Below are 21,448 nucleotides of genomic sequence, written 5' to 3'. Positions count from 1 at the left end.
TATGAGCAGTTCCGATTTTTCAGCCTGGATTGGACGTCGTCAGGAAAGCCAGGACCGGATCAGTTTTACTTTGGTCAAACGTATTGCCGCGACGTTGGGCGAGCCGGCACCCCGGTCGGGTGAATCGCTGCCGCCTTTGTGGCACTGGGCGTTTTTTCAGGAACCGGTTACCGCCGACGAACTGGGTCCGGACGGTCATCCGGCGCTCGGGGGATTCCTGCCGCCCGCCCACAACCGCAATCGCATGTGGGCGGGTAGTCGACTTGAGTTTTACCAGCCGTTGAAGGTGGAGGCTGACGTGACCTGTGTGTCAACCATCCTCAACGTCGAAGAGAAGCACGGGCGCACGGGTTCCTTGTTGTTCGTCACGGTGCGCCATGAGTATTTTCAGGATGGCAAATGCGCCCTGCAGGATGAGCAGGACATTGTCTATCGGGAACCCACTCCACCCAAACTGAGCGGCACCGAGGCGATCCCGGAAGGCCAATGGCGGGACCTGGTCGTCCCTTCCCCGACCTTGCTGTTCCGTTACTCCGCCGTCACCTTCAATGGCCACCGGATTCACTACGACTGGCCATACGTCACAGAGACCGAGGGTTACCCGGGATTGGTGGTGCATGGTCCTTTGATCGCCACGCTGAATTTGCGCGCGTTTACCAAAGCGCACCCGAACGCGCGCTTGAAGCGCTTCACCTTCCGTGGCGTCCGTCCCTTGATTTCGCCTAAGCCTTTCGAGGTCGGCGGACGCCTGATTGATAGCGGCAAGGCACAGCTCTGGGCAGGTAATCAGGACGGCACGGCGCAGATCGGCGAAGTCGAGTTCAGCGCGGGAGAAACACCATGAATACCTCCATTGTTCGCTCCGCCCTTTTTGTCCCGGCCACTCGTCCGGAGCGCATACCCAAAGCCATCGCTACCGGTGCGGACCGGGTCATTGTTGATTTGGAAGATGCCGTGCAGGAGAACCTCAAGGAACAGGCGAGGGATAACCTGGAGCGCTTCTTGAGTGACAATCCGCAAGCCCGGATTCTGGTGCGGGTCAATGCTCCGGATCACTGGGCCCACATGGCGGATCTGGAGCTTTGTCGACGACACGCTGGCGTGATCGGTATTTTGCTACCCAAAGCAGAAAGCGCGGAGCACGTTCTCACGGGCGCCAATACTCAAAAACCGATCTGGCCCATCATCGAAAGCGCCAAGGGCCTGGCCGAACTCCAAGCGATTGCCCAGGCCCAGGGCGTTGAACGCTTGTCGTTCGGAAGCCTTGATCTGGGCCTGGACCTGAACTTGACCACCGGCAGTCCTGCCGCCGAAGAGATCCTGAGTCACGCTCGATACGCAGTACTGCTCGCGACTCGGGTGGCCGGTCTCGCTCCGGCGCTGGATGGCGTGTTTCCTTCCATACAGGACACCGTCGGCCTGCACAGCACCGTTCAGTTTGCCCGCGACATGGGATTTGGTGGCGCGTTATGTATCCATCCGAGCCAAGTGGCGATTATCCATCAAGCGCTAAAACCCGGTCTGGAGGAACTGCTTTGGGCACAACGCATCATGGACGCCGCCGGTTCGGGTGAAGGTGTATTCGTGCTCGATGGGCAAATGGTCGACGCGCCTGTCATTGGCCGTGCGCAGGCCATCCTGGCGCGCGCGACCTGACTCAACGGCAGCGCTCTTGCACCGTACGCGAATTTTGTAACGCACGGACCGTATGGCTGGACCGTCACTATCAACCAGCCAATCGCCAAGCCCGGCGAGACCTGTCGCCAAATAAAAGATGGGCGAGTCCGAAAAAGACTCGCCTGACCCTTATGAGAATTTTTTGATGCGTGCCTTCCCTTAAACTCCACCAGGAACGCGCCTACACTGAGATGCACAGCGATTGAGAGGACATGGAGCTCCACGCATGCGGACTAGCGCCCTTGTGATACTCCTTATCAGCTATGCCGTGCTGATGGTGGTTTTTTTCAAGCTAAATGCTCGAAACAATCTACGCCGCAGAGAGGGTCTTTACGAAGCCTTTGAAACGACTATGCGACAGCATGGGATCAAGTCTTTCGAGATCCTCAAGGAAAGTATTTATATCGGTAACAACTTTCGGCCATCAGAACTGTGCCGGGTATTGCTGGACGATTCAGGGCACTACTTTCTTTACTTGCACGCCAGCAACGCGCAACCAACTTTAACGCCGCTGACCGAGGAGCGAGCGTTACAAGCTGCACAGGGTGACATAGGAATTCAGGCATAGATCATCGCAACCGCCACAAGTCACCTCCGAGCACATTCGGAGCAAGGAAATACCTCCCCTTTTCCTCGGCATGCTCACGCCATCACCTGGCGTGAGCATGCGCCGATTACTCAGGTAAAGGCGAAGTCCGCCTCGGTGATGGCTGCCTGTGGGACACCGGTCAAGGTGATGCTTCCCACACCCGGCTGGTCAGTGACGGTTATGACGGCCTCACCGTTCTGCTCTCCAACAGTGAGATTCGCAAAGGCCAATCCGCTGGTACTCAGGTTGATCAGGTCAGTGCCGTCCTCGAATTTTATGACCCTTCGTACGCCCACACTGGGAAGACTCTTTAATACTGTCCCCTCAAAGCTTTGCTGCCAGCTGCGGTTCGATTTCGGTCGGCCACGACATGCACAAAGCGGCCAGAAGTCGTCATTCTTCAGATCTCACCGCCCCCCGCCCTCCAGAACGCAACAGACGCTTTTTTGGCGATTATCCAGCTCAGTGGAAATATTCAACTTCTTCTCCCCATTCAGTAAAACGCATTGGGCAGGTGACCAAACCGACCCAATGCCATACGAGCTGATCCATTTACCGCGAATCGACTAACCCAACGTGTTAAGGCACACCACCTTGGGTTGGGTCATTTCCTCGTAGGCAAAACGCACCCCTTCCCGGCCCAGGCTACCGTACTTGGAACCGCCAAACGGCATCGCATCGAAGCGGTAGTCGGAAGAGTCGTTGATCATCACGCCCCCGGCTTCGATCCTCCGTGCGGCGCTCATCGCCGTAGCCAGATCATTGGTGAAGATCCCGGCATGCAGGCTGTATTCGGGCTCATTGGCCAACGCAATGGCTTCATCGAAGGTTTCGAAAAGCTGCAATACCACCACAGGAGCGAAGACTTCATTGCGCCAGAGTCGACTGGAGTGATCGACGTTTTCCAACACGGTGGCGGCATAGCACGATCCTTCACGCCGATGGCCGCAGAGCAACGTGGCGCCCTCTTGCAAGGCCTCGTTGACCACTTGCTCGGCATTCTGCGCGGCTTGCGAAGTAATCATGGGGCCGATATCGGTAACGGCCAGTAATGGATCGCCGACCACAAGCGCACGGGCCTGACTGACAAAACTCTCTCGGAACGCTTCATAAATCGACGCCTGAATCAGCAAGCGCTGAGTGCCTACGCAGTTCTGCCCCGCTGCCCAAAAGGCGCCGGACACGCAACTCTCGACAGCGGCCTCAAGGTCGCAGTCGCCCATGACGATTACCGGCGCATTGCCGCCCAGGTCCATGGCCAGTTTCTTCAACCCGGCCGTGCGGGCAATCTGCTCTGCGGTGACGAAACCGCCGGTGAAGGAAATCATCCGCACCTCACGGGCGGCGACCAACGCCTTGCCCAGTTCTGCGCCGCCGGTGGCGACTGTAACCACTGATTCAGGCAAGCCTGCTGCGACCAGATAAGACACCAGTTTAATCGCCGACAATGGCGCGAGCTCGGATGGTTTGAGAATCACCGCGTTACCGCCCGCAATGGCCGGACCGAGTTTATGCGCCACCAGGTTCAACGGATCGTTGTACGGCGTGATCGCGACGATCAGGCCCAAGGGCTCGCGAGAAAACCAGCCCTGACGCGATTCGGAGCCTTCATAAGCATCGAAAGGCACCACCTCCCCAGCATTGCGCCTGGCCTCCTCGGCCGATAGCTTGAGGGTGTTGACGCAGCGTTTGACCTCCTTTTCCGCCTGTTTGAGGGTCTTTCCGGCCTCATCGACGATCAGCCTGGCAAACACTCCGGCATCACGTTCAATATTGATTGCGGCTTGCTCAAGAATGCGAGCCCGACGATGACGCGCTAATGCGGCGCATGCTCGTGTACCACTGCGTCCCGTCTCCAACAACTGCGGAACTTGCGACGCACAGACATTCGTTACGCTACCGATGACGGAACCGTCATAGGCGTTAAAGACTTCAATGGGCGACTCCACGATATCCAGAACCAGGCGCGATAATTTCACAGGTTTACTCCTGGTTGCGTGCAATGGATTGATGGATGCTGATGATGTCCGAGAGCAGCGCAAACGCTGTTTCCGTGCGCCCGGCTCCCGGTCCCGAAACCGTCACCGCACCGAGCAGTTCGGAGGTAAACGACACCGCGTTCGTTGCACCGCCAACACTGGCCAGCGGATGGTCATTGTTCAACAGCCGCGGTTCGACACTGGCACTGATCGAGCCGTCGGCATGGCGCATCGCCGACCCGATCAGCTTCCAGCGAGCGCCGTCCTGCCGGGCCTTTTCGATGTCGCCAAGGCTGAGGGACGAAATGCCGCTGCACGTGACGTCGCTGACCGTAAGCTTCGCGTCCAACAGTTCATTCGCCAGGATCACCACCTTGAGGCGTACGTCATGACCCTCGACATCCGCCGTCGGGTCGGCTTCGGCGTAACCCAGCGCCTGGGCCTTGGCAACGGCCTCGGCAAACCCCAGGCCGCCTTCCATGCTGGTGAGCACGAAGTTGGACGTGCCATTGAGAATACCTTCAAAACCGACAATGGAGCTGCCTGCCAGTGCCTGCCGGGCCAGGCGAATAACCGGCGTGCCGCTCATGACCGAGCCTTCGTATTCAAAGGCGACATGCTTGCGTCGAGCCAGTGCCTTGAGCTCGGCGCCGTGCAAGGCGATGGGGCCCTTGTTGGTGGTGACGACATGCTGGCCGCCCTCCAGCGCCCAACGGCAGAACGAAGTCGCCGGTTCACCGTCCACCGGGTTGGTAAACGTGGCTTCAACAATAATGTCCGCGCCGCAATCCTTGATCACCGTTTCATTGAGGGCTGTGACGTCGCCACCCGACAGTTGCGCCAATGCACCTTTGACTGCCGGCAATTGGGCAAGAGCACTGGCGTCCAGCCCTTCGCGGCCAATCACCGAACCGAGAAACAAGTCAGTCACGCCGACGATTTTCAGGGTGAAACCCAGTTCTGTATTCCACTGTTCGTTACGTTCGGCAATCAGCTGAGCCAATGCCCGGTTAACACCGCCAAAGCCAACCAGCGCCAATTTGTATTCAGTCATTTTTTTATGCCCTTGATCCGGGTGATGGGTTGTTGGGCTCTAGGTTAGGGGCACGACCAGGGCAGTGAAATAGGCCAATTTGCTCTATTTTGTGGGCGTTTTGACCAGCACCCGGGCAAAACGCCAAGCATAAAAAAAGCCAACACAGGTTGGCTTTTTTCAGAGCGATAAAGGGGTTAGACGACGGACGACAGCACGAATGAGGTCACCGTGTTTTCCACCCCGGGCAACGCGCAGATCTCATTCCAGACCTTATGCACCCGCTCCGGACTGGCAGCGCCGACCCGCAGCATCAGATCGAACTCGCCACTCATCACATCGCACTGAATGACTTCCGGTATTGCCCGCAGGGCCTGCAGCACTTCCGCGCCACGCATGCGGTCGTAGCGGTAGACGAAAATCACCGCATTGATGTTCGAAGAAGCTTGCCGCCCCTCCCCCGTGCGTACCGTATAACCCTGTATCGCCCCGTCGCGCTCAAGCCGTTCAATGCGCTGGCGCACGGCATTGCGCGACAGGTTGACCTTCGCCGCCAGCTCGGCGTGGGCAGCCCGGGCATTGAGCCGCAGTTCCGCGATGATGTGTTCATCGAGAGGGTCCAGAATTCGCTTCACTTGGCCTCCTGTTGTCGCGCCTTCACAGCGCGCCGAGCAGCTGATGGATGGTATCGAGGTCGTCCGGTTGAATCCGGTAAAGCTGCTCCGGCCCTTGCGCCGGGACCGGACGGTGTTGCGCTGGCGTGCTGACCCCCAGCTCGCCGAGCAGCACCGCCGATTTGGCCGGCGAGATTTCCCCCAGGGTAACCATCGGCGCCACCAGGCTTCGACGATACAACCTGGCCGCGAGGACGCCGGTGGCGGTATGCGGGTCGATGACGTAACCGGTGTCACGATACAGCGAGGTAATTTCCTTCAGTGTCTCCTCATCACTGACCGCGTAAGAGTCGATGATCATCCGAGCCTGCAACCAGAACTCGTTGGCGATGGTCATCTCGCCGCTGGATTCGAACGCTGCCATCAGAGCACTCACGGCCTGATCGTCATGCCCGTAGAGTTCCCAGAGAAAACGTTCCAGGTTAGAAAAGATCGACAGGTCCATGGCCGGCGACAAGGTCTTGTTGGCTCGCAACCTGGAGTAGTGGTTCTTCAGAAACAACTGATGCAACGCGTCATTCTGGTTGGTCGCAACGATTATCTGAGTGATCGGCAAGCCCATTTTCTGCGCGATGTAGCCGGCATAGACCTCGGCAAAACTCGCGGCTGGCACGCTGAAACCAATCGGACGCTGACCGCCCCCCAGTTGCAGCACGGCGTGGAAATAAAACACCAGTTGCGCCAACACACTGACCCAGTTGCTGGAGTTGAAACTGATCGCCTCGTGCTGCGTGTACGGCCACTGAAGGAACAGCCGGGTGACGATGGCCTGGCACTCGTCGAAACTGCCATTCACTGCGAACTGATGAACCTTGGGATGCGCCACCGCTTGCAGGTGCTGGAGTTGGTCTTGCGGTACACCTGCCTCCGGGTAAAACACCACCACGTCCGTTTCGTCGCCGTGCTTGAATGCCTCGATGGCGGCAAGTCCGGTGTCGCCATTGGTGGCACCGAGCACCACCGCGCGACGCCCGCGTTTGCGCAGAAAATATTGCACCAGCCGTGCCTGCAACTGGGCGGCAAAATCCTTCGAGGAACGGGTCGGTCCATGGAACAGCTCCAACACCCATTCGTTGCGATCTACCTGATGCAAAGGTACCAGGGACCGATGGCTGAATTGGCTGCCAGCCTCCTTGAGCATGCATTTGAGGTCTGTCTCGGAGATCGTCTCGCCAACAAACGGACTGATCACCCGATAGGCCAGTTCGTCATAGGGCAAGGTCGACCAGTTGGCAATGTCCTGTGGTTTGAACAGCGGCAGTTCGAGCGGCACGAACAACCCACCGTCCTCGGCAATTCCAGACAACACGACCCTTTCGAAATTGACCTTAACAGCCGAATTTCGGGTACTTACATAGTGCATGGTTGGCTCCGGCCATTCATTTGAAACGATGTGCCTGCTCGACCAGCCAGGTGGAAAACATGACCGCGTCGGGGTGCTGGTCGGCCCCGGAACCGCGTACGAGGTAAAAAGACTCACTGGCCTCGATGCGCTGGTCGAAGGGCTCGACCAGTCGACCGTCCTGAAGCATCTCTTCAACCATCGAGGACCGGGCCAGGGCAACCCCCTGTCCCAACTCGGCCATACGCAAGGTGGAAATCAGTGTGTCAAACTGCATGCCGGTCGACGAATCGACGGTGTCTGCACCGACCATGTTCAACCAGTAACCCCAACCCTCTTCGTAACCCAGGACATGCAACAACGGATGGTGCGCCACGTCCGCCGGCACCGTCAGCGGCGAACTCGCCATCAGGGCTGGCGAGCAGACCGGAAACAAGGTGTCCCAAGTCAGGCGCTGCGACACCAGGCCGGGCCATTGACCATGGCCCCAGCGAATTTCCATGTCGTCCTCACCATCCAGTTCTTTGACCCAGATGTTGCTGATGTAGCGGATGTCGACCTGTGGATGGGCCTGGCGAAAATCCACCAGTTTGGGCGCCAGCCAGTGCACGAAAAACGCCAGGCTGCCGCGCACCTTGATCGGCCGGCGTTTGTGCTGGCCAAAAATCTCGTTGGTCCCCACCGCCAGTCGAGTGATTGCATCCTGCACGACCGGCAGATAGGCCTGACCTTCCTCGGTCAGCCCCAGGCCACGGGGCAAACGCTTGAACAGCGCCACACCCAGATGACTTTCCAATTGGCGGATTTGCTGACTGACTGCACCCTGAGTCAAAAACAGTTCTTCGGCAGCGTGGGTGAAGTTCAGGCAACGGGCGGACACCTCGAATGCCCGCAACCAGTTCAATGGGGGTAACGTCTTTTGCTTCATGGTCTGAACCTCAATGACGCCCCCTCCACCGAGCGCGCTTGCCCACCCCGTCGACAGTGCCTAGAACGCATCGGACGGTTGTGCCAAGGGGGTAACCGACAAGCGTCGCTCGCGGCTTTTGCGCGTAATGTAATACACGAAATAGCACCAGGCGATGAATGGCAAACCGAAGTACAGAGCTACCCGCTGTTCAGGGTCGAAAGCAATCCCGACACACGCCAGGCTGCAGCAGACCAACGCCCCCAACGGCACCCATGGATAACCCCGGACGCGGAACTTAAGGTCGTGGACATCGCCTCCATTGGCCACATAGTGACGGCGGAAAGCAATCTGGCTCGCGGCGATGCTCATCCACACCACCACCACTGCCAATCCGGAGATCGACACCAGCGCCAGATAGATGGTGTCGGCGGCAAACACGCTGCTGAGCAAAGAGGCGGCGCCACCGGCCATGCTGACAATAATGGCGTTGAGTGGTGTGCCCATGCGGGTCAGGGCCGAGAACTGTTTGGGCAGGTGACCCTGGTCACTCAGGGTCCAGAGCATCCGTGAAGCAGCGTATAAACCGGAGTTGGCGGCCGACAACAAGGCACTGATGATCACGAAGTTCATGATGTCAGCCGAATAGGGAATCCCGATGTAAGTGAACACCGTGACAAATGGACTCTCTACCAGGCCGGCCTGCTCACGGGGTAACAGCGTCGCCAGGACGAAAATGGTACCTACGAAGAAGATCGCCAGGCGCAGCACGGTCGTGCGAATGGCACGTGGCACATTGCGCTGGGGGTCCTTGGTTTCACCCGCGGCGATGCCGATCAGTTCAGTACCGGAGAACGCAAAGGAGACCGCCAGTAACGTCATGGCAATCGGCATGAAACCGGTAGGGAAAAGCCCCTCGCGAGTGAAGTTGCTCAGCCCGATACTGTGAGCCTGATCGATATGCAGCAGACCGATAATCGCGCCACCACCGATTAGCAGAAAAACCACCACGGTCACCACTTTGACCAGAGACAACCAGAATTCGGTCTCAGCGAACAAGCGTACCGAAATCACGTTGGTCAGAAACACCAAGCCTGCGAACAGCGCGCTCCAAATCCATACCGGTGTATCCGGAAACCAGCGCGCCATCAAAATCCCGGCGGCGGTAAATTCAGAGCCGATTGCCACAGTCCAGGTCAGCCAATACAACCACGCCACGGTGTAGCCGGTGCCGGGTCCGAGAAAACGCGTGGCGTAGGTGCTGAACGAACCCGTTTCCGGCATCTGCACCGCCAATTCGCCCAAGCACATCATGACCATGTAAACCATGAGTGCGCCAATGATGTAGGCGATGACTGCACCCAACGGACCGGCCTGGTTAACAGTGTACCCGGACGTGAGAAACAGCCCGGTACCAATGACGCCACCCAATGCCAACATGACAATGTGGCGCGTCTGCATTTCCTGTTTAAAACCGGCACGCGTAGTGAGTTGTTCTTCTTTTATGGACATGGTTGTTCTCATGAAAGTTGTCAGGGCGCGCATTAACGTCTGCGATCAGTTACTGGGCAGAGTAAAAACAGGTCGCCACTAAGTTTTATTATTATTCCACTTCATGAACGCCTCACTAACAGCCTTGTCGTGAGGTACTAACGTTAAAACTTCAGCTTGCAGCCTCGATGCACGTTTTGTTGTTTGAGTGCTGTGTGTTTGCCTGTGCCAGCTCATCGCGCGAACACCTGACAAAAGCGAACGCCTGCTTCAAATCGTCGAGCAGATCGTCAGTGTCTTCAATGCCGACCGAGACCCGCACCAGTCCTTCGGAGATACCCAGAGCCAGTCGTTCCTCCAGCGTGTTCTCGACATGGCTGGTGGTCCGGGCCGGGCCGTAAATGGTTTCCACTGCACCGAGATTGCCCGCGCAATGGGCGAATCGCAGACGTGGCAAGAGCACCTTGACCGTGTCCATCCCACCGACCAGAACAAAACTGACGATGGCGCCGAAGCCGGACATTTGCGCGCACGCCACAGCGTGGTTCGGATGACCGGGCAAGCCGGGATAATTGACCGACTCAACCAACGGTTCCGTGCAGAGGAACTCCGCCAGGGCACGGGCACTGCGTTGCTGTTGACGTATGCGCAGCACCAGCGTTTTCATGCCCCGGATGATCATGTAGGCCGAGAACGGGTCGAGCGTCGCACCGTTGATTTCCCGGTAATGACGAACCTTGGCCATCAAGGATTCGCTGCCGCACACCAGGCCGCCAAGTACATCGCCATGACCGCTGAGGAACTTGGTCGCGCTGTGGATGACCACGTCCACCCCTAACGCCAGGGGGTTCTGATTCAGCGGCGTGGCAAAGGTGTTGTCCGCCACCACCACGGCACCGACGCGCTTGGCTGCAGCTACCAGACGCTGGATATCGAGTATTTTCAGGGTCGGGTTGGTCGGCGTTTCCAGGTACACCAACTGGCAGCCTTTGGCGATTTCACGCTCGATCTCCTCGTGATCGAACGTCTCGCACAATGTCACCTCCACACCCGTGCGCGGCAGGAATTCTTCGAAAATCTTGTTGGTGCCACCGTAGCTGTCCTTGGTCGACACCACACGATCGCCATTGGCCAGGAAGGTGAAAAGCACACTGCTGATCGCCGCCATGCCGCTGCTGAAGGCCACGGCGGACTCGGCCATTTCCAGCTCGCGAATCTTTGCTTCGAGGGTCTCGACTGTCGGGTTGCTCATGCGGCTGTAGATAAAGCCCGGCGTCTTGCCCAACGCAACGTCGTACCAGACGTCGATGTCGTCGTAACCGTAAGCGGCGCTGACCACGATCGGTGTTTGAGTGGCGTTGTAGGGATGCCTGACTTGCTCCCCGCCCCAGACCGCTCGGGTCCCGGTTCCGGCGTTATCAAGCCCCGCGTTGTCAGGTTTATTGTTCATTAAGACTACTCGCACTGAGGGTGGTGAGTGTTGAGTCATTCACCAGATCTGGCGGCCAATATATTGAAAAGCGGTGCGCCCGAGAAACGATGTTATCGGTGCCAAAGGGCTGCTTTTTTTAATGGCTGTGTAGTCCTGAAATAGGTTTACACCTTCTGATCTGTTTTTCAGGAAGGCATGATTGTTCAGCGGCTGTCGCCCAATGTTGCCTGGGTCATCGTCGGGGCTCCGGACTACCTCAATCGTTTTACCCCCTGCTCGATTTGGGTATCGCTATACGGCTACTGGTCTTGACCTCGCGTAACGACAAACTGGACTGGATGGATGCAATACCCACCTGACGCCTGAGTACCTGTTCGATAAAGTCGCTGTAGCTATCTAGATCCTCTGCCAGCACTTGCAGTACGTAATCGGCATCCCCGGTGATCTTGTGACAGGACAACACTTCGGGCAATTGCGCAATCACCGCCTCGAAGGCGTCCGGAGCGTGATCGGCGTGGGTGGAAAAACGGATGTGCACGAACGCCATGATATCCAGCCCCAGCATTCGTCGATCAAGGTTGGCCTGGTAGCCCTTTATCACGCCCGCCTCCTCCATTCTCTTACGCCGCCGCCAGCAAGGCGTAAGGCTTAACGACAGCCGCTCACTGAGCTCGGCGTTGGAAATACTCGCGTCCTCCTGCAGCAACGCGAGAATCGCCAGGTCGGTGTCGTCGAGACTGATGCGCTTGGATGATTTTTTCTGCATTACGCCATTCCTGAGTAATAAATCCCGAACAATCTAGTAAAACACGAAAACAAAGCAAAGAAAGCGCCTCCCGACCGGAACAGAATATTTGCACTGGTTCACATCAACGGATGCGCACAATGTTTACAGTTTTCAGTGATTCCCACCGTTTGCACCACGGCTCCGAATTGAAAGACGGCGTGCTCAAGCCCTCCTTCGAACAGCCCAGTCGGGCCGATACCGTCCATCATCGGGTCAAACAGGTAGGGCTTGGCCAGGTCATCGAACCGCGAGCATTTGACCGGTCGTGCTATGTCAACGCGCACAGCGAGCGCTACGTAACCTTTCTGGAAACTGCCTGGTCTGAATGGTGCGCAACCGGACGCACCCACGATGCCTTGCCGCTGGTATGGCCCGTGCGCGATCTGGCCAACGAGCAAGTACCGACTTTCATCGACGGCAAACTGGGTTTCTACGCTATGGACGCCGGCTCCCCCATTACCGCCACCACATGGCAAGCGGTAAAAACCAGCGCCGATATCGCGCTGACCGGACTGGCGCTGATCGATGAAGGCCACGACAGTGCCTTTGCCCTGTGTCGCCCACCTGGCCATCACGCAGCACGTGAATACATGGGCGGCTACTGCTATCTGAACAACGCCGCCATTGCCGCACAACAGGCCATTACTCAAGGCGCCAAACGGGTCGCCGTACTGGACGTCGACTTTCATCATGGCAACGGCACGCAGAACATTTTCTACGGGCGCAGCGACGTCATGTTTGTCTCGCTGCATGGCGAACCGGCAGTGTCCTATCCGTACTACTCAGGCTACAGCCACGAAGTCGGCGCCGGCCACGGCGAAGGTTACAACCTGAACTACCCGTTGCCGAAGAACACCACCTGGGAAAGCTACCGCAACGCCCTGCTCCACGCCTGCAGGAAACTGCAGCAATTCGCCCCTGAAGTACTGGTTATTTCACTCGGCGTCGATACGTTCAAGGACGACCCCATCAGCCACTTCCTGCTGGAAAGCGAAGACTTCATCGGCATCGGCGAGCTGATCGCGGGCGTGGGCTGCCCCACCCTGTTCGTGATGGAAGGCGGCTACATGGTCGATGAGATCGGGATCAATGCGGTCAACGTACTGCATGGTTTCGAGAGCAAACGTGCCTGAGTCATGCCCTGAATCGCAGCGTTTCAACTACTGAATCGGAGAATAAAAAAATGACTCATTTTATCGATGTCGATCATGCCGCACACCTGTTCGCCAAGGTGGGAATCTGTCGGGCCATCCGCGAAATGGCGGCTTACATTGAGGCTGACTATTCACGCTGGGCGCAGTTTGATAAATCGCCCCGCACTGCCAATCATTCAGCAGACGGTGTGATCGAGTTGATGCCCACCGACGACGGCCAGCAGTACTCGTTCAAATACGTGAATGGTCACCCGGACAACGGTCAAAGAGGCATGCTGACGGTCATGGCCTTCGGAGTCCTGGCCGATGTCCACAGCGGCTATCCAACATTGCTCAGCGAACTGACGCTGACAACTGCCGTACGCACTGCCGCGACCTCTGCCCTGGTTGCGCAGTCCCTGGCGCGCCCGGGTGCAAGCATCATGGCAATCATCGGAAATGGCGCCCAGAGCGAATTTCAGGCCCTCGCCTTCCACGAAATGCTGTCCATCAAGCAAATACGCATTTTCGATATCGATCGCGACGCTTCACTCAAATTGAAGCACAACCTGGCCGCATTCCCGGATATTGAGGTGATTCTGGCCAACTCGGTACAGGAAGCGGTCAAGGGCGCGCACATCGTCACCACAGTCACCGCAGACAAAGCCTATGCAACGATTCTGACGCCCGAGATGATCGAGCCCGGCATGCATATCAATGCCGTCGGCGGCGACTGCCCGGGGAAAACCGAACTGCACGCCGAGATCCTGCGCAATGCCCGGGTCATCGTTGAGTTTGAACCTCAAACCCGGATTGAAGGCGATATTCAACAACTGGAGCCCGACTTTCCTGTCGTCGAGTTCTTCCGGATTGTCCTGGGCGAAGTCCCGGGGCGCGAGAACGACGCACAGGTCACCGTGTTCGATTCGGTGGGTTTTGCCCTCGAAGACTTTTCGTCACTGCGCTACGTGCACGACCTGGCGCGAGAGCATGCCATCGGTGAGCGCATCCATCTGGTGCCGACGCCTTCCAACATAAAAAATCTCTACCAACTGCTTGATCAGCAGCCAGCAATCGTCCCCTCGCGCCTGCGCACGGCCAGTTGATAGCCACAAGTGGTGCCCCTGAACAAAGTGCCAAGGGGCCACTCACCCTGCAGTGAACGCGAACCCTGCCGCCCGCAAACCACCACCGTCAGTAGCCGTTGCATCCCTAACAAGAACGCTAGACAGCCACCTTTCTGCCAAAACTCAAAAACATAAAATCAAGAGGTTTTGTAATGAAATCGACTCCGTCCGAGCGGGTTGAACAGCCCGCGCTGCAGCGCACGCTCAGCAATCGTCACATTCAATTAATGGCCATGGGAGGTGCCATCGGTACAGGCCTGTTCATGGGTTCCGGGAAGATCATTGCCCTCTCCGGCACGTCGATCATCCTCATTTATATGATCATCGGTCTGTTCGTCTACTTCGTCATGCGCGCCATGGGCGAACTGTTGCTGTCCAACTTGAACTTCAAAACCTTCGCGGATTTTGCCGGTGCCTACCTCGGCCCGCGGGCGGCATTCTTCCTCGGCTGGTCGTACTGGCTGAGCTGGAGCGTCGCGGTGGTGGGCGACGCCGTGGTGGTCGGCGGATTCTTTCAGTACTGGTTCCCCGATGTACCCGCCTGGATCCCGGCCATCGGTATGTTGATGACGCTGTTCGCCCTAAACGTGCTGACCGTCAGACTTTTCGGTGAAGTGGAGTTCTGGTTCGCGATCATCAAGATCATTGCCGTCGTCACCCTGATTGGCGTCAGCATGGTGATGATTGCCAGCTCCTTTGTATCACCTAGTGGCGTTACAGCATCCCTGAACCACCTGCTGGATAAACAGGCGGCCTTCCCCAACGGCCTGTTTGGTTTCTTTGCCGGATTCCAGATGGCAATCTTCTCCTTTGCCGGCACTGAGCTGATCGGTACTGCAGCCGCCGAAACTCGCTCCCCCGAGAAGACCCTGCCAAAAGCCATCAACTCGATTCCGCTGAGAATCATCCTGTTTTATGTGCTGGCACTGGCCTGCATTATTGCAGTGACTTCCTGGCAGCAGGTTTCGCCCAACAAGAGCCCTTTCGTCGAACTGTTTCTGGTTGCAGGGTTTCCCGCAGCAGCAGGTATCGTCAACTTTGTGGTGCTGACGTCTGCCGCCTCATCGGCCAACAGTGGCGTATTTTCATCCAGCCGCATGCTGTTTGGACTGGCCAGTCACGACAATGCGCCTGGGATTTTTCGGCGTTTGTCGGGCAATAGCGTACCTCTGCTAAGCCTGGCGTTTACCACACTGTTGATGCTGGTGGGTGTACTGCTGCTGTTCATCGTTCCGGAAGTCATGACAGCGTTCACCATCGTTTCTACCGTGTCGGCGATCCTGGTGATTTTCACTTGGTCGACCATCCTCGCGTCGTACATTGCCTATCGCAAAAGCCGACCCGACCTGCATGCGCAATCGACCTACAAGATGCCTGGCGGCGTGCCGATGGCCTGGTTCTCCTTGGCGTTCCTGGGGTTTGTTCTCTGCCTGTTGGCATTAAGACCTGACACTCGTATTGCCTTACTGGTCATGCCAGGGTGGTTCATTTGGTTGGCAATTGCTTATCAGCTGACCCATTCCAGGAAGCTAAAATCCGCTGCTGGTTCGGCAAATCAGTACAGCTGATGTTCACCTGCCACCTCAAGGTGCCGATGCAGTGAACCGCGCTTGAGCAACGTGGCGTTTGTGGGGCACCTGCAGGTTGAAGAGCGGCAAGCGAAGGCCGTCAGATTTTACTGACGGCCAACTCTGCGAATGAACGATTCGCTCAGTGCAGCGCGCTGCGTTGCGCCCAACTGCCGATCACCCCATCCCCAATCCGGTGCGCCCGGATCGACCTCGTATCTAGCGCCACATCACCTACAACTGTCGATCACGTGTTGGACGGCGATTGCGGCGTATCAGGATTGAGTTGCTGACGTCTGAATTGCCCAGGTGGCTGGCCGTGGATCTGGCGGAAGCGTCGCGAAAAATATGCCTCGTCAGCGAAACCGCACAACCTCGCCACCTCCCCCACCGGTCGTGTGCCATTGAGCAAATAATTGCGTGCAGCGTGCATTCGGCGTTCGAGCACCAGTTCGGTGAAGGTCTTGCCGATTTCCCTGCGCAGCCAATGCGTCAGGTACGTCGGGGACAGGTAGGTCGCCGCCGCAACTTTAATCAAGTTGAGGTCGGGGTCGGCGATGTTCTTGCGCAAGTATTCCGACATCCTGCTCAGCGCATCGCGTCGGCTGACTTCGGCGGCATTCTCTTCGGCCAATCGTTTGAGCGGCTCGGCATACAAGGCACAAACGCTCCCCACCAGTTGCAGCAACAACCCCTTGAGCATCTCGCGAGTGCCAAACTGACGCTTCTCATCCAGGACTCGCATCTGTTCGATCAAGGCACAGACTTTGTTGAAATCCTCATCGGCCAGAATGAAATCCAGATGCTCTTGAAAGCGGAACGGCGACAACTCCGGCGCCAGCAGAATCGAGACTTCCTCCAGATCCATCGGATCGCACTGCAAATGCGGCAGCAGGAAGGTCTGGGAAAAATTGATCACCATGAAGTTGCTGTCGGCCGGATGCGGAATCACGTGCACGCGATGCGGCAGGATGAAGGCCAGCGTGTTGCGCGGAAACGGACGTTCGACATTGCCGATGTGCTGCTTTGTATCGCCACCGAGGTTGACCTGGATCTGGAAATACTCGTGGCGATGCGGGCTGGTTTCGGCGCGCCGTCCCTTTTTGTCGCGGATGTAAAAGTCCGTCAATTCGCTGCGCTGCTGCATGACGTAAGTGGGTACTCGACTGGGTGACGACATCGCCTGAGGATCCTCGACAGGTACATGGACAGGTTGTCGTCGCGCCGCGATGCAGGCGGCGACCGCGCTGATTGTGAAGGCAGACTCTGCTGACCTCAACATGTCATAGGATGACAACGAAATTCAGAGAATTAATTGTATCCGTGTGTGATTTGTCGTCCGTCCAAAAAACTACGAGCACACAAAAATAATTAATCCTTTAAAAACATAATCTTATTAAACGAATGAAGCATGACTAAGGAAATGAGCTGATTTGATTTTTCTTGGACACCTGCATTAATCGCCTTTTTCAGAAGAAAAAACGATCTAACGCCCCCGTTGATTTTGAGATGTTGTACGACCACTGTGACAGCCAATGCAGCCCGACCCGTCCAAAAACAATCAAAAGGTGCGCACGTGATGAACCTGATTTTCCCCCTCGCCAACCCTCCCCAGATCGAGCCAGTCCGAAGGCGTATCTGAGCGCCTGACAGCGGCTGTCCGCGCCTCTCATTCAAGTAGCGATTGCTCTGCCCCGACACTGGCGGCATCGGCTTCGGCTGCGCGCGAACATCTCGATTCTTCTAACAATAAAAAGGTCTACTCATGTCGAACTCGCAAACCTCCCCGTCCACCGCGCCGTCGGTGAATGCCGGCGCCCGGGACGCCCTGCTGCCACAACGACTGCCGACGCGTAGGCGCTGGTTCATGCTGTCGTTGCTGCTGATTGCAACCATCATCAACTACATCGACCGCGTGAACATTTCGATTGCGGCGCCGTTCCTCGCCAAGGACCTGGGCCTGGACAAGATTGAAATGGGCCTGATTTTTTCCGCGTTTGCCTGGACTTACGCCCTCGCCCTGGTGCCCGCCGGGTTTGTTGCCGATCGCTTCGGTTCCCGGTTCACTTACGGTGTATCACTGATCAGCTGGTCGACGGTCACCGTGTGCCAGGGCTTCGCCACGGGCTTCGCGTCGTTGTTCGGACTGCGCCTAGCCGTCGGCGCCATGGAAGCTCCAGCCTTTCCGGCCAACAGCCGTGCGGTGACGGTATGGTTCCCGGCCCGCGAACGGGGCCTGGCCAGCAGCATTTACGTGTGCGGCCAATATCTGGGCACGGCACTGTTCACGGGCGTGCTGTTATGGCTGGCCACGACCTATGACTGGCGCCATGTGTTTTACAGCACCGGATTACTCGGCATTGTTTTCGGAGTGATCTGGCTGTACCTGTACCGCGATCCGTTGAACTGCAAGACCGTCAGCCCGGAAGAACTGAAGTACATCGAAGCCGGGGGTGGACTGGTCAAGAGCAGCCAGGAACGCACCCGGTTCAACTGGCGGCAGATCGCCGAGCTGTTCAGCTATCGGCAGATCTGGGCGATTTGCATCGGCAAGTTCGCCAGCACCTCAGCGCTGTACTTCTTCCTGACCTGGTTCCCGACGTACCTGATCGAAGAACGCAAGTTGACCATGATCAAGGCCGGGATCTTCGCGGTGCTACCGTTCGTGGGCGCAACGGTCGGCATCTTGCTCGCCGGCATCGTCTCCGACTTGCTGATACGCCGTGGTTACTCAATGTCCTTCGCTCGCAAGTTGCCATTGGTGGTCGGATCAATGCTGGGGATGTCGATTGTGCTGGTGAATTTCACCGACTCGAACGTGATCTGCATTGCCGTGCTGACCATTGCCTTCTTCGCCCAGGGAATCGCTTCTTCGTCGTGGGCGGCAGTGTCGGAGGTCGCGCCCAAGGAATTGATAGGACTGACCGGCGGGGTCACCAGCCTGGCCGCCAACATCGGCGGGATTGTCACTCCGATTGTGATTGGTGGCATCGTCCACGCGACAGGCTCGTTTGCCTACGCCTTCTGGTTCATTGGTGGCGTGGCGCTGATGGGTACCTTGTCCTATTCGTTGCTGCTCGGTCGTTTGTATCGCATCGAACTCAAGGCGCGCTGAGCGCAGAAAAGCGTTTTTCTCCAACACGAGGTGGCATTCGTCCAACTTCGCAAAACGAAGCCGCCGTAGGCTGATGCTTCCAACAGGACAACTACAAAAATGACTATGACCGAATACGTTTTTACCCCGGATCTGCCTGCGACCTTGCCGGTTGCCGGCAGCCAGCAGCGCTTTCCCGTCGGCCGGGTATTTTGCGTCGGCCGCAACTACCCTTGGCCAGACACCCAAGGCCAGTCCCGTCAGCCGCCAGTGTTTTTCATGAAACCGGCGAGCAACGTGGTGGATGCGGCGGGTGAAGTGACTTTCCCGCCGTTGACTGAAGAGTTTGTCCACGAAATCGAATTGGTCGTGGCCATCGGTGAAGGCGGCGCCAATATTCCGGAGAGTCAGGCGCTGGCCTATGTCTGGGGCTATGCCGTCGGTCTTGACCTGACTCGTCGTGATGTCCAGCGCGCGGCCAAAAGCAATGGTTTGCCGTGGGAAGGTGCCAAGGTGTTCGACGGCGCCGCACCGATGACCGCCATCGTGCCGGTGACTCACGCGGGACACCCGGACGGCGAGTTGTGGCTAAACGTCAACGGCGAAGAACGCCAGCGCGACAGCCTCGACAGCCAGATCTGGTCGGTCAGTGAAATCATCAGCCGCATCTCGCAATCGGTAGCGCTGCGGGCCGGTGACTTGATCATGACCGGCAGCCCGGCAGGCGTCGATGTGCTGCAACCAGGCGACATCATCAACGCCGGGATCGCCGGCATCGGCCAACTGGAAATGCGCGTTGGTCAGCGACCTTGAACCCGGCACACGCCCTCGTGAATTGAAAAAGGAGATAACAACATGTCTAACACTCTTCCTTTAAAGGTGGCCCTGGTCACCGGCGCCGGTAGCGGAATCGGCCGCGCCGTGGCCCTGGCTCTGATGGCCGACGGATTCACCCTGGTATTGGCCGGACGTCGGCCGGAGCCGTTGCAGGCCTTGGTCGAATTGGCACTCAGCGAAGGACACGAAGCGTTGGCGGTCCCCACTGATGTGCGCGACCCGGCCAGTGTCGATGCACTGTTTGCAACCATCACCGAGGTATACGGACGCCTCGACGTGGTGTTCAACAATGCCGGGGTCAACGCCCCTGCCGTGCCGCTCGATGAACTGACATTCGAGCAGTGGCGCAACGTGATCGACACCAACCTCAACGGCGTTTTCCTCTGCGCCCGTGGTGCCTTCGGACTGATGCGCCGGCAACAGCCACAGGGCGGACGCATCATCAATAACGGTTCGATCTCGGCGCATACCCCACGCCCCTTCAGCAGCGCCTACACCGCCAGTAAACATGCGGTGCTGGGACTGACCAAATCCCTGGCCCTGGACGGGCGCGAATTCAACATCGCCTGCAGCCAGATCGACATCGGCAACGCCCTGACCGAAATGTCGGTGCGCATGACTAAAGGCGTGCGCCAGGCCAACGGCACCATCGCCGTGGAGCCGATGGTGGACGTCAAGCATGTGGCCGATGCCGTGCGCTACATCACCGGTCTGCCGCTGGAGGCGAACGTCCTGAACATGACCGTCATGGCCAGCGCCATGCCGTTTGCCGGTCGCGGTTAAACCGGCCTTTTTTATTCCGTTACGCGAGGTTTTATATGAAGCCAGAAGTCTTGCAGCTCAGCCCGATCCTGATCCCTGAAATCAACGCTCGGCTCGATGAGCTGTTTACCGTCAGACGTTACTTCCAGCAGGCCGACAAGCAGGCTTATTTGCAGGAACACGGCGCGAACATTCGCGGTGTGATCACCGGCGGGCATACCGGTATCAGCCAGGCACTCATGGCGCAACTGCCCAAGCTGGAAGTGGTGGCGGTCAATGGCGTGGGCACCGATGCGGTGGATCTGGCATACGCCAGGGATCGCGGAATTCGCGTAACCGCGACCATCGGCGCGCTGACCGAAGATGTCGCGGATCTGGCCATCGGATTATTGATTGCCGTGTGCCGGAGTCTGTGCACCAGTGATCGTTATGTGCGTTCGGGCCAATGGCCCCATAGCCCGACACCGTTGGCCCCGTTGCCGTTGGCGCGCCAAGTGTCCGGCATGCGCATTGGCATCGTCGGCATGGGCCGGGTCGGTCGTGCCGTGGCGACCCGCGCCGCAGCGTTCGGTTGCCCGATCAGTTACACCGATTTGCAGCCGATGAGCGATGTAAACCACACCTTCATCGCCGACCTGAAGCAGCTTGCCAGCAACAGTGATGCGCTGATTCTCGCGGCCGCTGCCGACAAGGCTGAAGCCATCATCAATGCCGAGGTGCTGCAGGCGCTGGGCAAGGACGGGTATCTGATCAACGTGGCGCGCGGCAAGCTGGTCAACGAGGTCGATCTGGTGGCGGCGCTTGCCGCTGGTGAGATCGCGGGTGCGGCGCTGGATGTGTTTGTCGATGAACCGAACGTCCCCGAGACACTGTTTGCCAACGAAAAAGTGGTGCTGCAGCCCCATCGCGCGAGCGCGACGCTGCAGACCCGCACGCGGATGGGCGAGATGGTGGTGGCGAGCCTGGTGGACAGTTTCGCCGGGAGAATGCCGCAAGGGTCTGTGACTGATTGAACG

General features: G+C 57.8%; 19 protein-coding genes. 10 read left to right on the top strand and 9 right to left on the bottom strand.

Annotated elements, in window-relative coordinates; translation table 11 throughout:
- Position 1: 1 nt before the first annotated feature.
- The 3 genes from PspS34_RS10080 to PspS34_RS10070 all read left to right on the top strand — a co-directional run bounded on the left by PspS34_RS10080 (position 2) and on the right by PspS34_RS10070 (position 2,245).
- The gene (locus tag PspS34_RS10080) at positions 2-844 is read left to right on the top strand and encodes a MaoC family dehydratase N-terminal domain-containing protein (RefSeq protein WP_154860557.1); all 843 of its coding nucleotides are present in this window, start codon (positions 2-4) and stop codon (positions 842-844) included.
- Positions 841-1,656, top strand: coding sequence for a CoA ester lyase (locus PspS34_RS10075; RefSeq protein WP_154860558.1), 816 nt, complete (start codon positions 841-843; stop codon positions 1,654-1,656). The genes PspS34_RS10080 and PspS34_RS10075 overlap by 4 nt, the downstream gene beginning before the upstream one ends.
- 247 nt (positions 1,657-1,903) lie before the next feature.
- Positions 1,904-2,245, top strand: a complete 342-nt coding sequence (locus PspS34_RS10070; RefSeq protein ID WP_150812753.1) for a hypothetical protein — start codon at positions 1,904-1,906, stop codon at positions 2,243-2,245.
- A 587-nt stretch (positions 2,246-2,832) separates the two neighbouring features.
- Here PspS34_RS10070 and PspS34_RS10065 read toward each other — a convergent pair.
- The 8 genes from PspS34_RS10065 to PspS34_RS10030 all read right to left on the bottom strand — a co-directional run bounded on the left by PspS34_RS10065 (position 2,833) and on the right by PspS34_RS10030 (position 11,890).
- Positions 2,833-4,245 carry an aldehyde dehydrogenase family protein gene (locus PspS34_RS10065; protein ID WP_154860559.1) on the bottom strand — a complete coding sequence of 471 codons (1,413 nt, stop codon included), beginning with the start codon at positions 4,243-4,245 and terminating at the stop codon, positions 2,833-2,835.
- 4 nt (positions 4,246-4,249) lie between these two features.
- A complete protein-coding gene (locus PspS34_RS10060; RefSeq protein ID WP_154860560.1) occupies positions 4,250-5,299 on the bottom strand; it encodes a homoserine dehydrogenase in 1,050 nt (349 codons plus the stop codon).
- Positions 5,300-5,475: 176 nt separating this feature from the next.
- Positions 5,476-5,913 carry an Lrp/AsnC family transcriptional regulator gene (locus PspS34_RS10055; RefSeq protein WP_150812750.1) on the bottom strand — a complete coding sequence of 146 codons (438 nt, stop codon included), beginning with the start codon at positions 5,911-5,913 and terminating at the stop codon, positions 5,476-5,478.
- A gap of 22 nt (positions 5,914-5,935) precedes the next feature.
- A complete protein-coding gene (gene thrC, locus PspS34_RS10050; protein ID WP_154860561.1) occupies positions 5,936-7,315 on the bottom strand; it encodes a threonine synthase in 1,380 nt (459 codons plus the stop codon).
- A gap of 16 nt (positions 7,316-7,331) precedes the next feature.
- Positions 7,332-8,222 carry a LysR substrate-binding domain-containing protein gene (locus PspS34_RS10045; RefSeq protein WP_150812748.1) on the bottom strand — a complete coding sequence of 297 codons (891 nt, stop codon included), beginning with the start codon at positions 8,220-8,222 and terminating at the stop codon, positions 7,332-7,334.
- 60 nt (positions 8,223-8,282) lie between these two features.
- Positions 8,283-9,713, bottom strand: coding sequence for an amino acid permease (locus PspS34_RS10040; protein WP_150812747.1), 1,431 nt, complete (start codon positions 9,711-9,713; stop codon positions 8,283-8,285).
- A gap of 151 nt (positions 9,714-9,864) precedes the next feature.
- Positions 9,865-11,142 carry a cystathionine gamma-synthase family protein gene (locus PspS34_RS10035; protein WP_154860562.1) on the bottom strand — a complete coding sequence of 426 codons (1,278 nt, stop codon included), beginning with the start codon at positions 11,140-11,142 and terminating at the stop codon, positions 9,865-9,867.
- A gap of 247 nt (positions 11,143-11,389) precedes the next feature.
- Positions 11,390-11,890, bottom strand: a complete 501-nt coding sequence (locus PspS34_RS10030; protein WP_154860563.1) for an Lrp/AsnC family transcriptional regulator — start codon at positions 11,888-11,890, stop codon at positions 11,390-11,392.
- Between the two features lie 119 nt (positions 11,891-12,009).
- On the opposite strand from PspS34_RS10030, the gene PspS34_RS10025 reads away from it, so the two are divergent.
- From PspS34_RS10025 to PspS34_RS10015, 3 genes are all read left to right on the top strand, one after another.
- Positions 12,010-13,044 carry a histone deacetylase family protein gene (locus PspS34_RS10025; RefSeq protein ID WP_150812744.1) on the top strand — a complete coding sequence of 345 codons (1,035 nt, stop codon included), beginning with the start codon at positions 12,010-12,012 and terminating at the stop codon, positions 13,042-13,044.
- A 50-nt stretch (positions 13,045-13,094) separates the two neighbouring features.
- On the top strand, positions 13,095-14,150 hold the full coding sequence (locus tag PspS34_RS10020) for an ornithine cyclodeaminase (RefSeq protein WP_150812743.1): 1,056 nt from the start codon (positions 13,095-13,097) through the stop codon (positions 14,148-14,150).
- A gap of 173 nt (positions 14,151-14,323) precedes the next feature.
- Entirely contained in the window at positions 14,324-15,739 is a 1,416-nt protein-coding gene (locus PspS34_RS10015) for an amino acid permease (RefSeq protein WP_154860564.1), read from the top strand.
- A 247-nt stretch (positions 15,740-15,986) separates the two neighbouring features.
- On the opposite strand, the gene PspS34_RS10010 is transcribed toward PspS34_RS10015, so the two are convergent.
- The gene (locus PspS34_RS10010; protein ID WP_154860565.1) at positions 15,987-16,919 is read right to left on the bottom strand and encodes an AraC family transcriptional regulator; all 933 of its coding nucleotides are present in this window, start codon (positions 16,917-16,919) and stop codon (positions 15,987-15,989) included.
- Positions 16,920-17,504: 585 nt separating this feature from the next.
- On the opposite strand from PspS34_RS10010, the gene PspS34_RS10005 reads away from it, so the two are divergent.
- From PspS34_RS10005 to PspS34_RS09990, 4 genes are all read left to right on the top strand, one after another.
- Positions 17,505-18,854, top strand: a complete 1,350-nt coding sequence (locus PspS34_RS10005) for an MFS transporter (RefSeq protein ID WP_154860566.1) — start codon at positions 17,505-17,507, stop codon at positions 18,852-18,854.
- A gap of 99 nt (positions 18,855-18,953) precedes the next feature.
- Positions 18,954-19,646, top strand: coding sequence for a fumarylacetoacetate hydrolase family protein (locus PspS34_RS10000; protein ID WP_150812739.1), 693 nt, complete (start codon positions 18,954-18,956; stop codon positions 19,644-19,646).
- A 42-nt stretch (positions 19,647-19,688) separates the two neighbouring features.
- Complete coding sequence (locus tag PspS34_RS09995) at positions 19,689-20,453, top strand: SDR family oxidoreductase (protein WP_150812738.1); 765 nt, start codon at positions 19,689-19,691, stop codon at positions 20,451-20,453.
- Positions 20,454-20,488: 35 nt separating this feature from the next.
- The gene (locus PspS34_RS09990; RefSeq protein WP_150812737.1) at positions 20,489-21,445 is read left to right on the top strand and encodes a 2-hydroxyacid dehydrogenase; all 957 of its coding nucleotides are present in this window, start codon (positions 20,489-20,491) and stop codon (positions 21,443-21,445) included.
- The last annotated feature ends 3 nt before the right edge of the window (positions 21,446-21,448 follow it).

The sequence above is a fragment of the Pseudomonas sp. S34 genome, from assembly GCF_009866745.1.
In the GTDB taxonomy this organism is placed as follows: domain Bacteria; phylum Pseudomonadota; class Gammaproteobacteria; order Pseudomonadales; family Pseudomonadaceae; genus Aquipseudomonas; species Aquipseudomonas jessenii.
The sequence above is the reverse complement of the archived record's forward strand: the minus strand, read 5'-3'. Positions and strand labels throughout refer to the sequence as shown.

What these genes read in the sequence shown, in the direction of transcription:
- PspS34_RS10060 (WP_154860560.1), bottom strand. Translation starts at nt 5,299, where the DNA reads ATGACTGAATACAAATTGGCGCTGGTTGGCTTTGGCGGTGTTAACCGG.
- PspS34_RS10045 (WP_150812748.1), bottom strand. Translation starts at nt 8,222, where the DNA reads ATGAAGCAAAAGACGTTACCCCCATTGAACTGGTTGCGGGCATTCGAG.
- PspS34_RS10040 (WP_150812747.1), bottom strand. Translation starts at nt 9,713, where the DNA reads ATGTCCATAAAAGAAGAACAACTCACTACGCGTGCCGGTTTTAAACAG.
- PspS34_RS10080 (WP_154860557.1), top strand. Translation starts at nt 2, where the DNA reads ATGAGCAGTTCCGATTTTTCAGCCTGGATTGGACGTCGTCAGGAAAGC.
- PspS34_RS10010 (WP_154860565.1), bottom strand. Translation starts at nt 16,919, where the DNA reads ATGTCGTCACCCAGTCGAGTACCCACTTACGTCATGCAGCAGCGCAGC.
- thrC (WP_154860561.1), bottom strand. Translation starts at nt 7,315, where the DNA reads ATGCACTATGTAAGTACCCGAAATTCGGCTGTTAAGGTCAATTTCGAA.
- PspS34_RS10000 (WP_150812739.1), top strand. Translation starts at nt 18,954, where the DNA reads ATGACTATGACCGAATACGTTTTTACCCCGGATCTGCCTGCGACCTTG.
- PspS34_RS10035 (WP_154860562.1), bottom strand. Translation starts at nt 11,142, where the DNA reads ATGAACAATAAACCTGACAACGCGGGGCTTGATAACGCCGGAACCGGG.
- PspS34_RS10020 (WP_150812743.1), top strand. Translation starts at nt 13,095, where the DNA reads ATGACTCATTTTATCGATGTCGATCATGCCGCACACCTGTTCGCCAAG.
- PspS34_RS10030 (WP_154860563.1), bottom strand. Translation starts at nt 11,890, where the DNA reads ATGCAGAAAAAATCATCCAAGCGCATCAGTCTCGACGACACCGACCTG.
- PspS34_RS10015 (WP_154860564.1), top strand. Translation starts at nt 14,324, where the DNA reads ATGAAATCGACTCCGTCCGAGCGGGTTGAACAGCCCGCGCTGCAGCGC.
- PspS34_RS10070 (WP_150812753.1), top strand. Translation starts at nt 1,904, where the DNA reads ATGCGGACTAGCGCCCTTGTGATACTCCTTATCAGCTATGCCGTGCTG.
- PspS34_RS10005 (WP_154860566.1), top strand. Translation starts at nt 17,505, where the DNA reads ATGTCGAACTCGCAAACCTCCCCGTCCACCGCGCCGTCGGTGAATGCC.
- PspS34_RS10025 (WP_150812744.1), top strand. Translation starts at nt 12,010, where the DNA reads ATGTTTACAGTTTTCAGTGATTCCCACCGTTTGCACCACGGCTCCGAA.
- PspS34_RS09995 (WP_150812738.1), top strand. Translation starts at nt 19,689, where the DNA reads ATGTCTAACACTCTTCCTTTAAAGGTGGCCCTGGTCACCGGCGCCGGT.
- PspS34_RS09990 (WP_150812737.1), top strand. Translation starts at nt 20,489, where the DNA reads ATGAAGCCAGAAGTCTTGCAGCTCAGCCCGATCCTGATCCCTGAAATC.
- PspS34_RS10075 (WP_154860558.1), top strand. Translation starts at nt 841, where the DNA reads ATGAATACCTCCATTGTTCGCTCCGCCCTTTTTGTCCCGGCCACTCGT.